The sequence below is a fragment of the Klebsiella sp. H-Nf2 genome (genome assembly GCF_002806645.1).
In the GTDB taxonomy this organism is placed as follows: domain Bacteria; phylum Pseudomonadota; class Gammaproteobacteria; order Enterobacterales; family Enterobacteriaceae; genus Klebsiella; species Klebsiella variicola.
In genome coordinates, this window is sequence record NZ_PIBL01000001.1 from 895,521 (window position 1) to 909,280 (window position 13,760).

The 13,760-nt window shown below is 59.2% G+C and carries 12 protein-coding genes; 3 read left to right on the forward strand and 9 right to left on the reverse strand.

Annotation, left to right across the window (positions count from 1 at the left end):
* Positions 1-4: 4 nt before the first annotated feature.
* The gene (fdnG, locus tag CWM58_RS04415) at positions 5-3,052 is read right to left on the reverse strand and encodes a formate dehydrogenase-N subunit alpha (protein ID WP_100680339.1); all 3,048 of its coding nucleotides are present in this window, start codon (positions 3,050-3,052) and stop codon (positions 5-7) included.
* A gap of 225 nt (positions 3,053-3,277) precedes the next feature.
* Here fdnG and yddG point away from each other — a divergent pair, with 225 nt between their 5' ends.
* Positions 3,278-4,156 (forward strand): aromatic amino acid DMT transporter YddG, encoded by an 879-nt coding sequence (gene yddG, locus CWM58_RS04420; protein WP_100680340.1) that lies wholly within the window; start codon positions 3,278-3,280, stop codon positions 4,154-4,156.
* Here the strand turns inward: yddG and CWM58_RS04425 are convergent.
* From CWM58_RS04425 to CWM58_RS04455, 7 genes are all read right to left on the reverse strand, one after another.
* Positions 4,153-4,926, reverse strand: a complete 774-nt coding sequence (locus CWM58_RS04425) for a 1,6-dihydroxycyclohexa-2,4-diene-1-carboxylate dehydrogenase (protein WP_100680341.1) — start codon at positions 4,924-4,926, stop codon at positions 4,153-4,155. The two genes, yddG and CWM58_RS04425, sit on opposite strands and share 4 nt — an antisense overlap.
* 9 nt (positions 4,927-4,935) lie before the next feature.
* Positions 4,936-5,952, reverse strand: coding sequence for a benzoate 1,2-dioxygenase electron transfer component BenC (gene benC, locus CWM58_RS04430; RefSeq protein WP_100680342.1), 1,017 nt, complete (start codon positions 5,950-5,952; stop codon positions 4,936-4,938).
* A 9-nt stretch (positions 5,953-5,961) separates the two neighbouring features.
* Positions 5,962-6,447: a benzoate 1,2-dioxygenase small subunit gene (gene benB / locus CWM58_RS04435; protein ID WP_061154458.1), complete on the reverse strand. Its 486-nt coding sequence runs from the start codon at positions 6,445-6,447 to the stop codon at positions 5,962-5,964.
* Positions 6,447-7,829, reverse strand: coding sequence for a Rieske 2Fe-2S domain-containing protein (locus tag CWM58_RS04440; protein ID WP_100680343.1), 1,383 nt, complete (start codon positions 7,827-7,829; stop codon positions 6,447-6,449). The genes benB and CWM58_RS04440 overlap by 1 nt, the downstream gene beginning before the upstream one ends.
* Positions 7,830-7,938: 109 nt before the next feature.
* Positions 7,939-8,865, reverse strand: coding sequence for a catechol 1,2-dioxygenase (gene catA, locus CWM58_RS04445; RefSeq protein WP_061154456.1), 927 nt, complete (start codon positions 8,863-8,865; stop codon positions 7,939-7,941).
* A 69-nt stretch (positions 8,866-8,934) separates the two neighbouring features.
* Positions 8,935-9,225 carry a muconolactone Delta-isomerase gene (gene catC, locus CWM58_RS04450; protein WP_061154455.1) on the reverse strand — a complete coding sequence of 97 codons (291 nt, stop codon included), beginning with the start codon at positions 9,223-9,225 and terminating at the stop codon, positions 8,935-8,937.
* A 12-nt stretch (positions 9,226-9,237) separates the two neighbouring features.
* On the reverse strand, positions 9,238-10,401 hold the full coding sequence (locus CWM58_RS04455) for a muconate cycloisomerase family protein (RefSeq protein ID WP_162677453.1): 1,164 nt from the start codon (positions 10,399-10,401) through the stop codon (positions 9,238-9,240).
* Positions 10,402-10,572: 171 nt separating this feature from the next.
* Between CWM58_RS04455 and CWM58_RS04460 the strand changes: the two genes are divergently transcribed.
* Positions 10,573-11,409 (forward strand): IclR family transcriptional regulator C-terminal domain-containing protein, encoded by an 837-nt coding sequence (locus CWM58_RS04460; protein WP_165785681.1) that lies wholly within the window; start codon positions 10,573-10,575, stop codon positions 11,407-11,409.
* Here CWM58_RS04460 and kmrA read toward each other — a convergent pair.
* Positions 11,404-12,903, reverse strand: a complete 1,500-nt coding sequence (kmrA, locus tag CWM58_RS04465; RefSeq protein ID WP_100680345.1) for an efflux MFS transporter KmrA — start codon at positions 12,901-12,903, stop codon at positions 11,404-11,406. The two genes, CWM58_RS04460 and kmrA, sit on opposite strands and share 6 nt — an antisense overlap.
* A 123-nt stretch (positions 12,904-13,026) precedes the next feature.
* Here kmrA and CWM58_RS04470 point away from each other — a divergent pair, with 123 nt between their 5' ends.
* Positions 13,027-13,602 (forward strand): TetR family transcriptional regulator, encoded by a 576-nt coding sequence (locus CWM58_RS04470; protein WP_100680346.1) that lies wholly within the window; start codon positions 13,027-13,029, stop codon positions 13,600-13,602.
* Positions 13,603-13,760 lie beyond the last annotated feature (158 nt).

Genomic DNA, 13,760 nt, shown 5'->3' on the forward strand with positions numbered 1-13,760 from the left:
CTCCTTACGCTTTCTCGATGTTGACCAGAAACGCCTTATACTCCGGCGTTTGCGAGTTGGAATCGCCGACGTTAGGCGTCAGGGTGTTGGCGATATAACCCTTGCGGGCCACGCCTTCAAAGCCCCAGTGCAGCGGGATACCGACGGTTTCGACCTGCTGGCCGTTGACGTTCAGCGTGCGCAGGCGCCGGGTCACCACGGCAACCGCGCGAATAAACCCGCGCTTGCTGCTGACTTTCACCCAATCGCCGTTGGCGATACCTTTGCTTTTCGCCAGTCCTTCACTGATTTCGACAAACTGTTCCGGCTGCGCGATGGAATTGAGCAGCGCATGCTTGGTCCAGGTGTGGAAATGCTCGGTCAGACGATAGGTGGTGCCGACATACGGGAACTTATCCTTCTTACCCAGGCGGATGGCGTCCTCTTCATACAGACGCACCACCGGGCTGGAGACCACATTCGGGTGCAGCGGGTTGGTGCCAAGCGGGGTTTCCATCGGCTCGTAGTGTTCCGGGAACGGCCCTTCCGCCAGTTTATCCAGCGCAAACAGGCGACCCAGCCCCTCCTGCTGCATGATAAACGGCCCGGTGTTACTCCCCGGCGGCGCAGTATTGAAGTCCGGAATATCATTCCCGACCCACTTGCTGCCGTTCCACTGGATCAGCATCCGCTTCGCATCCCACGGCTTGCCGTTGATATCAGCCGAGGCGCGGTTATACAGCACCCGACGATTGAGCGGCCACGCCCAGGCCCATCCCAGCGTATTGCCCAGGCCCGAAGGATCGGCGTTATCACGATTCGCCATCTGATTGCCCTGCTCGGTCCAGCTGCCGGTGTAGATCCAGCACGACGACGCGGTGCTGCCGTCATCGCGCAGCAGCGCGAAGCTATTCAGCAACTGGCCTTTTTTCGCCAGCAAAGTGCCATTTTGATCGTAGAGATCCGCCAGCGCGTAGCCGTTGTTCTCTTTAGCCACTTCTGCCGATTCCGGATGGTCTGGCTGCTTATAGTTCCAGCTCATTTTCAGCAGCGGTTCCGCGCCCTTCCCGCCTTCGCGACGGTACAGCTCGCGCAGACGATGATAGATCCCAGCCAGGATTTCGCCATCGTTGCGCGCTTCCCCCGGTGCGTCCTGGCCTTTCCAGTGCCACTGCAGCCAGCGACCGGAGTTGGCGATCGAACCATCCTCTTCGGCAAAGCAGGTCGACGGCAGACGGAAGACTTCGGTCTGAATCGCCGACGGGTCGACATCATTAGACTCGCCGTGGTTCTGCCAGAAGGTCGAGGTTTCGGTCACCAGCGGATCGATAACCACCAGATACCTCAGCTTGCTGAGGCTACGCACCACTTTGTTTTTGTCCGGGAAGGACGCTACCGGGTTGAAGCCCTGACAGATATAGCCAGTGACGTTGCCGTTATCCATCATATTGAAGTACTTGATAACGTCGTAAGCCTGATCCCATTTCGGCAACCAGTTGAAGCCCCAGTCGTTCTCTTTCTGCGCCGCCTCGCCGTATAACGATTTCATCAGGCTGACAAAGAATTTCGGGTAGTTGCTCCAGTAGTTCACCTGCCCGGGCAGCGTCGCTTTCGGCGTGTTGGCGCTAAGATAACTTTGCAGATTGCTCTGTTTATCCGATGGCAGCGTCAAATAACCCGGCAGACTGGTCGACAGCAGTCCCAAATCGGTCAGCCCCTGAATATTGGAGTGGCCGCGCAGCGCGTTGACGCCGCCGCCGGCCATGCCCATGTTGCCGAGCAGCAGTTGGATCATCGCCATAGTGCGGATGTTCTGCGCGCCGACGGTGTGCTGCGTCCAGCCCAGGGCATACAGGAAGGTGGTGGTGCGGTCCGCGGCACTGGTTGAAGCCAGTACCTCACACACTTTCAGGAAGTCCGCTTTCGGCGTACCGCAGATATTCTCCACCACTTCCGGCGTGTAGCGGGAAACATGCTGCCTGAGCAGGTTCCACACGCAGCGCGGATGGCTGAGCGTTTCATCGCGTTTGGCGTAGCCGTTTTCATCGAACTGGTAGTTCCAGGACGATTTATCGTACTGACGTGTTTCGGCATCGTAGCCGCTGAACAGGCCCTCTTCGAAGGCAAAATCATCCCGCACCAGCAGGCTGGCATTGGTGTAATGCTTCACGTACTCGGCATTGATCTTATTATTTTCGATCAGGTACAGCAGCACGCCCGACAGGAAGGTAATGTCGGTACCGGAACGAATCGGCGCATAGATATCGGCCACCGACGCGGTACGCGTAAAGCGTGGGTCGACGACGATCAACGTGGCATCGTTATTGTTCTTCGCTTCCATCGCCCAGCGGAACCCCACCGGATGCGCTTCCGCGGCGTTGCCGCCCATCACTACCACGACGTTAGCGTTTTTGATATCAACCCAGTGGTTGGTCATCGCACCGCGACCAAATGTTGGAGCAAGACTTGCTACCGTTGGTCCGTGTCAGACGCGCGCCTGGTTGTCTACCGCCAGCATACCGAGCGAACGCACAAACTTTTGCGTCAGCATGCCGGTCTCATTACTCGCCGCCGAGGCGCACAGCATGCCGGTGGAAAGCCAGCGGTTAACCGTCACGCCCTGCTCATTCTTTTCAATAAAGTTGGCGTCGCGGTCGGCCTTCATCAGTCTGGCGATGCGGTTAAAAGCGTCATCCCAGGAGATGCGCTGCCATTTATCCGAGCCCGGGGCGCGGTATTGCGGATAACGCAGGCGGTTTTCACTGTGGACATAGTCCAGCAGGCCTGCGCCTTTCGGGCACAGCGCGCCGCGGCTCACCGGATGGTCCGGGTCCCCTTCAATATGGTAAATCGCTTCTTTGGCGTTTTTCGCGCCGTCGCCGAGGCTATACATTAATAGCCCGCAGCCCACGGAGCAGTATGTGCAGGTGTTGCGGATCTCTTTCGCACGCAGCAATTTGAAATTGCGTGCCTGAGCCAGCGCCATTTTAGGGGCAAAGCCCAGGGCGGCGGCTGTGGTTCCGGCCATACCGCCTGCGCAGATCTTAAAGAACTTTCTGCGGCTGACGTCCATTGCATTCCTCCATGCAGGATGTTGATTCATCGCGCGGAGGAAACTAACAGCAATACCTTTGTTTTATTTGCGTCAAATCAAGGTCGAAAACGCTCGCCCCCTTAATAGTCAGCGGCGGCGAGTTTGACTAATACCAAAGAGTTAACGCCGGCGGGAAATATAGACCATCGACCGGCAAAAGGTGTTATAAATTCCGGCTGCGTTTGCGTCACTATCAGGTTAAATATGCAAAAAAAGAGAGCGACATCAATAGGCTTCGCCGCCATTATCTTATGGAGCACGATGGTCGGATTGATTCGCGGCGTTAGCGAAGGGCTTGGCCCGGTTGGCGGCGCGGCGATGATTTATAGCCTCAGCGGCCTGCTGCTCATTTTTACCGTTGGCTTTCCCAACCTGCGCCAGATCCCGCGCCGCTATCTGCTGGCCGGCAGCGTGCTGTTTGTCAGCTATGAAATCTGCCTCGCCCTGTCGCTGGGGTTCGCCGCCACTCGCCAGCAGGCCATTGAAGTGGGGATGGTCAATTACCTGTGGCCCAGCCTGACGATTTTGTTCGCCATTCTCTTTAATGGCCAGAAAAGCAGTTGGCTGGTGATCCCCGGTTTAGTGCTGGCGCTGTTCGGCGTGAGCTGGGTACTTGGCGGCGAGCACGGACTCGACCCCGAGGAAATCATCAATAACGTGGTGTCCAGCCCACTAAGCTACATTCTGGCGTTTGTCGGCGCGTTTATCTGGGCGGCGTACTGCACGGTGACCGCGAAGTACGCCAAAGGTAAAAATGGCATTACCCTCTTTGTCCTGTTAACCGCCCTGACGCTATGGCTGAAATTTCTCGCCAGCGACCAGCCGCCGATGCTGTTTAGCTGGCCGGTAGTCATTAAGCTGATGACGGTCTCCGTGGCGCTGGGGCTGGCCTACGCGGCGTGGAACGTCGGGATCCTGCACGGCAACGTCAGCCTGCTGGCGGCGGCGTCGTACTTCACGCCGGTGCTCTCTTCCGCGCTGGCGGCTGTCCTGCTCAGCGCCACGCTATCGTGGTCCTTCTGGCAGGGCGCCGGGATGGTGTGTCTCGGCTCCCTGCTCTGCTGGCACGCCACCCGCCGCTAACCGAGATCGCCCCCCGCCACCGGTATCGTCACACCCGTGATATAGCTGGCTTCATCGCTGGCGAGAAACAGGATCGCGTTCGCCTGTTCCGCCAGCGTGCCGTACCGGCGCATCAGACTGCTCGCCACCGTCTGATCGACGACCTGCTGATACCACGCCTTTTCCTGCTCGCTCGGCTGCTCATCGTTGCGCGGCGTCAGACGCGGCGGCGCCTCCGTGCCACCCGGCGCGACGGCATTAATCCGAATACCGCTGCCGCTGTACTCCATGGCAATCGAGCGAGTCAGCGCATTCACGCCGCCTTTCGCCGCCGAGTAAGGCACCCGGTTCACCCCCGCCGTTGCCACCGACGAGATATTGACGATGCTGCCTTTCCCCTGCTTCAACATCCAGGGCAGCGCCGCACGGCAGCCCCACAGCGTGGGGAACAGCGAGCGGCGGATCTCTTTCTCGATCTGCTCCGGTTGGTATTCGGCAAACGGCCGCGCCCAGATAGTCCCCCCGACGTTATTGATGAGCACATCGAGGCGGCCAAAATGGGCAACGCCCGAGGCAAACGCCTGCTCGGTGCTCGACCACTGTTCCAGATCGGCCTCCAACGCCAGCACCTGACTTCCGGACTGGGCTAGTACGGCAGCCAGTTCGTGTACGTAAGGCGAGCGGTCAATCAGCAACAGGGCAGCGCCTTCGGCTGCCGCCTGCTCCGCGGTCTGGCGGCCAATCCCCTGCGCCGCGCCGGTAATGGCAACGACCTTATCGGTAAAACGCATACTGCCTCCTTATGCCGCCGCGCTCTGGCTGGCGATAAATTTCTCATACCAGAAACCTGCCGGGGAAATTCCTCTGTCGCGCAGCGTCGTGGCGACCGCGTTGACCATCGGGGGCGGCCCGCAAAGATAGATATCGACGTCGCCGTTATTGAGCATGGCGTCGTCAAGATGGCCGGTGACAAAACCGCGCTGCGGGCAGGTACTGTTTGCATCCGCCACCACCGGCAGCCAGCGATATCCCGTCAGTTGTTGGTTAAACGCATCCAGCGCGTCGGTTTTCACCAGATCGCAATCGCGGGTCACGCCGTACAGTAGCGTTACCGGGCGCTGACTGCCCTGTGTTTGCAGGGTGTGCAGCATGGACAGCAGCGGCGCCAGCCCGGTGCCGCCGGCCAGCATCAGCAGCGGGCGTTCGCCGCTGCGCAAATAGAAGCTGCCCATGGGGCCGCTGAGGGTCAAGCGATCGCCGGGCCGCGCCTGCTGGGTTAACCACTGGCTCATCATGCCGCCAGGCACGTTACGGATCAGAAAGCGCCCTTCGAGAGAACCCGGCAGCGAACTAAATGAGTAGGCGCGCACATGAGGCGTGCCCGGTACCTGAATGTTGATATATTGTCCCGGCAGAAAAGCCAGCGGCTCATCCAGGGCGACCACCAGTTCGATGGCGGTATCGGACAGACAATTCACCTGCCGCACCTGCGCCCCGGTGTTGGTCAGCGCGGTTTTACACTGCGCGGCGGCCACCGGCACATCGATCACACAGTCGCTGGTCGGGACCATCTGGCAGGTCAGCACCTGACGGGCCTGCGCTTCGTCGTCGCTTAACGCCTCGTCGAGATAATCTTCGCCCAGGTCGTACTCACCGCTGGCGCAGTGGCATTTGCAGGTACCGCAAACGCCGTCCGAGCAGTCCATCGGCAGATTCACCTTCTGGCGATAAGCCGCATCCAGCACCTTCTCCCCGGCATTGCATTGAATAAAGCGGGTAATGCCGTCCTCAAAATTAAGAGCAATATTGAAGGTCATAAGCGCCTCTTAAATGTGGTAAACGTCAATCACCTGACGGATATAGTCGTTATTCAGGCGCACGGTTTTACGGATGATTTGCGGTCTGCCGTCCTGTTCGATTAGCGTGCAACAGGTAGAGCCGAAATAAGCGTCAGTGTGCTGATAGCGATGGCTCCAGGTGACCCAGTTGTAGCGCACCGCCAGTCCCTCGTCGCTTTCGCCCATCAGCTCAACATTGCTGATGATGTGCGTGGTACGCGGCTCCGGCGTGCTGGCGCCGGAACGTTCGGTTTTAATGCGATAGACGCGATCTTCCAGGCCTTCACGGTTGGGGTAGTAGATAAGGGAAATCTCTTTTTGCGGGTCGCGCGTCAGCTGGTCATCGTCGCCCCACGCCGGCATCCAGTAGACCACCTGCGGGCTGTAACAGCTCAGCCATTCGTCCCACTGACGGTCATCCAGCAGGCGGGCTTCGTAATAGAGAAACTGGCGAACGTGTTCGAGCGTCAGCATCAGGCCACCTCCACACGCTGGGTAATCGACTGGTCGTAACGCTGCTGTTCCTGTTCCAGCGCCGCCAGCATCACCGTTTGCCAGTGATGGTGATGGGCAATGTACAGCGCTTCATCTTCCGATTTCACCCCGCTGAGTCGTGGCGTGAAACCGGCATGTTTGGCGTGCTCATCCGGGCCATCGACCCAGCGCAGCGCGCCGCGGCTCAGATCGCTCCATGGCAGATTTTCGCCAAGATAGCCACGCTGACAGGCGCTGAACTCTTCCAGATCGTCCGGCGTCCCCATTCCGCTGACGTTAAAGAAATCTTCGTACTGGCGGATGCGTAGCGCCCGCGCCTGGTCAGATTCGCCTTTTGGCGCAAAGCACCAGATGGTGACTTCGGTTTTATCCACCGCAATCGGGCGGATCACGCGGATCTGGGTAGAAAACTGATCCATCAGATAGACGTTGGGATAAAGGCACAGGTTGCGGGTTTCGTTGACTATCTGGTCGGCGCGTTGTTCGCCAAATTCCGCCTGCAGACGCTCGCGGTGGGCATACACCGGGCGCACTTCCGGGTTCAGCGCCCGGGTCCACAGCAGCATGTGGCCATTGTCGAAACCGTAGCCGCCGCCGACACTCTTTGACCAGCCGTTGGCGTCAACCGCATGCGTCCCTTCCGCTTCATAGTTGCGGCGTGACATGGTTGAGGCGTAGTTCCAGTGCACCACGCTGACGTGATAGCCATCGGCGCCGTTCTCCGCGCCCAGCTTCCAGTTGCCTTCGTATACATAGCTCGACGAGCCCTTCAGCACTTCCAGCCCGTCCGGCGCCTGATCGACAATCAGATCGATGATTTTGCGGGTTTCGCCGAGATACTCCTCCAGCGGCTGCACGTCCGCATTGAGGCTACCGAATAAGAAACCGCGGTAAGACTGAAAGCGCGGCAACTTTTGCAGATCGTGAGATCCTTCCTGTTTGAAGGTTTCAGGATAACCGCCGGTGCTCTCATCTTTGGCTTTTAATAATTTGCCATTATTGCTGAAGGTCCAGCCATGGAACGGACAGGTAAATGAATTTTTATTTCCGGTTTTGCGTCGGCATAACATCGCGCCGCGGTGGGCGCAGCTATTAATTAACGCATGCAGTTCATTCTTTTTATCGCGGGTAATAATAACCGGCTGGCGCCCCAGCGTGAGGGTATAATAGTCACCCGGCTCTGGAATTTGACTTTCATGGGCGAGAAAAGCCCAATTCCCTTCAAATATATTTTTCATTTCGAAATCAAATAACTGCTGGTCGGTAAATATAGAGCGGTGGCAACGGTAAATATGATTTTCACGGTCGACAATTAACGCGTTGTTAATTTTGTCTTTAAGCGCTGATAGCGTTTTTTGCATGAGTCAGTCCCTCCTGCAGGATTCAGGATGAAAGAAACAGGGTGAATTTGTCGTTTTCGGGTGCAATGTCTGGCCCGGGCAGCAGCGTGCCCGTGGCCAGTAAAACCAATTACTCTTTGGCGCGCAGACGCGAACCGCGGTGCTCTTCGTCGGCGCTCAGGGCTTTACACAGGGTGAAATCAAAACAGACCTCGGTGTGCTCTCCCTCAAGATCGCGCTGCGCGATGGTCTCGCGGTCGGTCACTTTTACCGGGTCGGCAATCAGACCGTCGCGGGTGGCAAAGGCAAAATCATCCCACAGATATTTATCGCCGCTGAGGTTGATCTGGCTGGTCAGATGTTTATGCCCCGGCGCGGAGACGAAGAAGTGAATGTGCGCCGGACGGTTACCGTGGCGGCCTAACTGGTCCAGTAGTTTCTGCGTCGGGCCATCCGGCGGACAGCCGTAGCCGGATGGCATGATGCTGCGCACGCTGTAGCGGCCATCGGCGCCGGTGCGGATCCGCCGGCGCAGGTTGTAGTCGCTCTGGCTCTGATCGAAGAACGAATAATTGCCGAGGGTATTGGCGTGCCAGATATCAACGATGGCATTGGCTACCGGCTGGCCCTGATTATCTTTAACCTGACCGTGCAGCCACATCACTTCCCCGGCATCAGTGCCATCATCCATCCGGGCGTGGCTGTCGGCCAGCGGCGCATTGGCCACATACAGCGGCCCTTCGATGGTGCGTGGGGTACCGGTTTCCCGCCGCGCCGCCGCGTCAATGGCGTCCTGACGCAGGTCGAGGAAATGCTCCAGTCCCAGCCCCGCCGCCAGCAGCGCCGCTTCCTGACGGCCACCCAGTTCGTGCAAGTAGTTCACCGCATGCCAGAACTCTTCTTCTGTGACGTTATAGTCGTCGATCAGCGTGCAGATATTCTCCAGCAAACGGTGGACAATGGCTTTAAAACGTTCATTACCGCCAGGGACATTTAACCCCGCGCCTTCACGTAATAATTTCTGCACGGCTTCTTGTTGTACGAAAGCATTACTCATAATTATTCTCTCTTATCGTTGTAGGATATTTGCCGGGTGTTCCCGGCATGAGGTCAGATGTTATTATTATTAGCTATCGTCTTCACGAACAGACGAGGGATGACGGCATAGCGCCTCGACGCGAATATCCATAAAAGGATACAGCGGCAATCCCATTAAAATTTGATGTAACTCTTCGGCATCTTGAACATCGAAAATACTGACATTGGCGTAAAGACCTGCAACGCGCCAGATATGTCGCCATTTGCCTTCACGCTGTAATTGTTGCGAATAGGCTTTTTCGCGTTGTTTAATTTCATCCGCTTCGGCGGCAGGAAAACCGAGCGGAATATTAACGGTCATCTCCACTTTAAATAGCATGATTTACTCCTGTTATGCTTTACGGGAATAGAAGCGTAGCTTGTCTTCATCCAGCTCCACGCCGAGCCCTGGCGTCTGCGGGAGCGCTACCTGTCCATCGGCAAAGGTGAGTGGCACGCTGACGATATCGTCTTTGAGGAGCAGCGGGCCGAACATCTCGGTGCCCCACTGCAGCGGCAGCGTCGACCAGGCGTGCAGCGAGGCGACGGTACCGACGGTCCCTTCCAGCATGGTGCCGCCATACAGGCCAATCCCCGCCGCCTGCGCGACGCGGGCCAGTGCCAGCACGCTATTCGGACCGCCGGCTTTGGCGATTTTCAGGGCATAAGCGCCGGTAAAGCCCTGCCGCGCCAGCTGATAACCATCGTAGGCGGTCGCGACCGCTTCATCTGCAAGGATCGCGGTTTCAATTTGCTGGCTCAGGCGCACCAGTGCGGCATTATCGTGGGCGCTGACCGGCTGTTCGATGAGGTCGACGCCCATCGCCGCCAGTTCGCGGCAGCCTTTCGCGCCGGTTGCGGCGTCCCAGGCCTGGTTGACGTCGACGCGGATGCTGGCGCGATCGCCTAACGCTTCCACAATGGCCCGGGTATGACGCAGGTCGGTGGCTAATTCCCGCGCGCCAATTTTCAGTTTGAACGCCTGATGGCGGCGCTCGGCTAACAGTTTTTCCCCTTCGGCAATATCTTTCGCGGTATCGCCGCTGGCTAAGGTCCACAGCACCGGCAACGCCGTTTGCAGCGCCCCGCCGAGCAGCGCCGACACCGGCAGCCCTAAGGCTTTGCCCTGGGCATCCAGCAGCGCGGTTTCAATGGCGGACTTCGCAAAGGTGTTGCCTTTAATGGCGCTGTTCATGCGGGCCGTCAGCGCATTCAGATTATCGGCCGGCTGCCCTTTCAACAGCGGCGTCAGATAATGGGTTATCGCCGACGAGATGGCCTCCGGGCTCTCGACGCCATAGCTCAAGCCGCCAATGGTGGTGGCTTCGCCGATGCCGCAGATGCCGTCAGAGCGGGTAAGGCGGACGATCACCAGCGTCTGGCAGCCCATGGTGGTCATCGATAACTTGTGTGGCCGGATGGTCGGGACATCCACTATCCAGCTCTCAATACGTTCTACGGTGGCGGTCATTTTCGGTTCCTGGTGAGATGTATAACTTTTCGTACCCACATCCATAACGGGGAGGTGTGTGCCATTGACAATAGGGTTCAGCCTGGCCGATGGTCAACGGCGATAATCGAAATGTTGTGCGATTATCGGCACGTTTGTTAAAAGGCAGTTAATAATGTGATCGCGGTGGTAAAACCGGCACAATTCAGGACGGTGCGGTTTGCGCACGGTATAGTGATGCCCCGTGAGCTTTGCATTGCAACGGAGAGGGAATCAATGCGTGACCATACCCCCACCACCTTGAGCGCCAGGCAGGCCGAGCACGATCCCAATTTTATGCTGTCTCTGGCCCGCGGGCTGGAGGTCCTTAACGCTTTTACCCCCCAGCGCCAGCGGCTGACCATTTCCCAGTTGAGCCAGAAAACCCAAATCTCCCGCGCGGCGGTACGCCGCTGCCTGTATACCCTCGCCGCGTTGGGCATGGTACACAGCCCGGATGGCCGCAGCTATGAACTGCTGCCCCGGGTGCTGGCCGTCGGCCACGCCTATCTGGCCGGCACGCCGCTGGCGAAAGTCGCGCAGACGGCGCTGGATAGCCTCGGCAAAGCGCTCGGCGAATCCTGCTCAGCGGCGACGCTGGACGGCGACAACGTGCTCTATATCGCCCGCGCGGCGGTCAATAATTTACTGAGCGTCGACCTGGGGCGCGGCAGTCGCCTGCCGGCGTGGGCGACCTCTATGGGACGGGTGTTGCTGAGCGCGCTGCCGGAGGAACAGCTTGAAGTGACACTGTCACGAGCAGCGTTAATCCGCTACACCCCGCATACCCTGTGCGATATGCCCGGGCTACGCGCGGAGATTGCCCGGGTGCGCATGCAGGGCTATGCCCTCGCCGACCGGCAGATAGAGGTGGGGTTGTGTTCGCTGGCGGTGCCCGTGCTGTCGCGCCATGGCCAGGTGGCGGCGGCGCTGAATGTCGGAGTCCCCGCCGCGACGATCAGCGCCGCGGCGTTAAAAGAGAAGGCCCTCGCCCCACTTCGACGCGCGGCGATGGACCTGTCGCTACAGCTATAGCGTTGACTGCGGTTTCGCCACGCTCGCCAGGCTGCGCCAGATGCCGGCGGCCAGCAGCAGAAGCAGTACGCCCGCCGTCGCCAGCACCAGGCTGTGAGCCTGGGTAAAGGCCGCCTTCGCCGCCGCCATCAGCGCTTCGGCCACCCCGGCGGGCAGCGCCTCGGTCAGACTGACCGCCTCGCCAATCGACGACGACGCCTGCTGCGCCATGGCATCGTTCAGGCCAGGCGGCAGCACAATGGTGGCGCTGTAGCTGCGGGTCAGGATCAGGCCGAACAGCGCAATGCCGAGACCAGCGCCAAGTTCATAGGCCATGGTTTCGATCGCCCCTGCCGCCGCCGCTTTCTCCTTTGGCGCCGCCGCCATAATCGCGGAGCTGGAGGCCAGCAGCGCGCTGGCGACGCTGAAGCCCAGCAATGTCATCAGCCCCCACGCCTGCCACGGCTGAGTGCTGAAATCCGTAAGCGCGAGGCCAAGAAAGCTGAAGGCGCTGAGCAACATTCCGCCCGTCGCGACCTGCCGCAGTCCCAGTTTCGACACCAGTATTCCGGCGATCGGGCCGCTGAAGCCGCTGGCGACCATCACCGGCAGCATAAACATCCCCGCCTCGAACGGCGTTTTCTGAAGCACAAACTGCAGCTCCTGAGCCATCAGCAGTTCAAAACCGACCAGAGTAATCAGGGCCGTCATCGCCATCATCACCCCGCTTAAAATAATACGATGGGTGAACAGCCGCATATCCACCATCGGGCGGGCCGCCGACAGCTGCTTGCGGATAAACCAGGTCAACATCGCCGCCCCGCCGATCGCCACCACTGCGGTGAGCCACAGCGCCAGCTGGCCCTTCAGCGCCGATTTCGCGCTAAACACCAGCATCAGGATCGAGGCAATTAAAATGAGCGCCTGCAGCAGATTGAGCGGTTGTTCGCGGCGTGCAGGCTGGCGCGGCACCACCTTCGCATTAATGGCGATAACCACCAGCACGATCGGCACGTTGATCAGGAATACCGACCCCCAGTAGAAATGCTCCAGCAGCATGCCGCCCACCAGTGGGCCAAAGGCCGCGCCGCCGGAGCCCACCGCCGCCCACAGACCCAGCGCCATATTGCGCTGGCTGGCCGCGGCAAAGGTGCTGCGGATCCCGGCCAGCGTCGCCGGGACGATCATCGCCGCCCCCACCGCCAGCAAAGCGCGTGAGGCAATCAGCGTCAGGGCCGTCGGCGACAGCGCGGCACACAGCGAGGCGACGCCAAAAATGGCGCTGCCGAGCAGCAGCAGGCGCTTGAAGCCAATTTTATCGCCGAGGGCGCCCATCGGCAGCACCATACCGGCCATGACTAAGGAGTAGATATCAATGATCCACAGCAGTTCATTGCCGCTGCTACCCAGCGCGACGCTGAGCGTCGGCGCGGCCACATGCAATACCGTGGCGTCAATCGCCACCGGAATATAAACCAGTAAAATCGCCATCAGCGTCATCCATTGCCGTGACATAGCTTGTACCTCAATCAATGTTGGAAATTGGACACACGTCCAGGATGGCGATCCTGCCGGATTGTTGAACGCATGTCCAACTTTTTGTTACACTCGGCCAAAACCAGATGACAGCGGGGTTCTATGCACTATTTACAGCGGGATGCGCGACGGGAAGGGATTATGCAGGCCGCCATGCGGCTGGCGCTGCGCGGGGGCTTTGCCGCCATGACCGTGCGACAGATCGCCCGCGAAGCCGAGGTGGCCGCCGGGCAGTTGCACCACCACTTCGCCTCCATCGGCGAGCTGAAATCGCAGGTTTTCATCCGTCTGATCCGCGAGATGCTCGATATGCCGCTGGTGGCCGAAGACGCCACCTGGCGCGAGCGATTATTCTCGATGATCGGCAGCGAAGATGGCCGGCTGGAGCCCTATATCCGCCTGTGGCGCGAAGGCCAGGTGCTGGCCGACAGCGACCCGGACATCAAAGCGGCCTACCTGCTGACCATGAACATGTGGCATGAAGAGAGCGTCGCCATCATCGAGCAGGGCCTCGCCTGCGGCGAATTTCGATCGTCTGAACCACCGGCGGATATCGCCTGGCGTTTTATCGCCATGGTGTGCGGCCTCGACGGGATTTATGCCCTCGGCACCCAGACCCTGGACGATGCGGCGTTTAGCCGTTATTTGAATAAGATGATTACCATGGAATTGTTTTAGCGGACGCTGCCAGGGCGTGGCATGGATCCATCGCGGGCACTGACTGCTGGCGGAGGCCATTGACCCCGTTGCGCCGTTAGTTTGCCGGATGGCGGCTACGCCTTATCCGGCCGACATAAACGCTTCTATCTTCATTCGATAGCTTTCCCCCAGGCCCG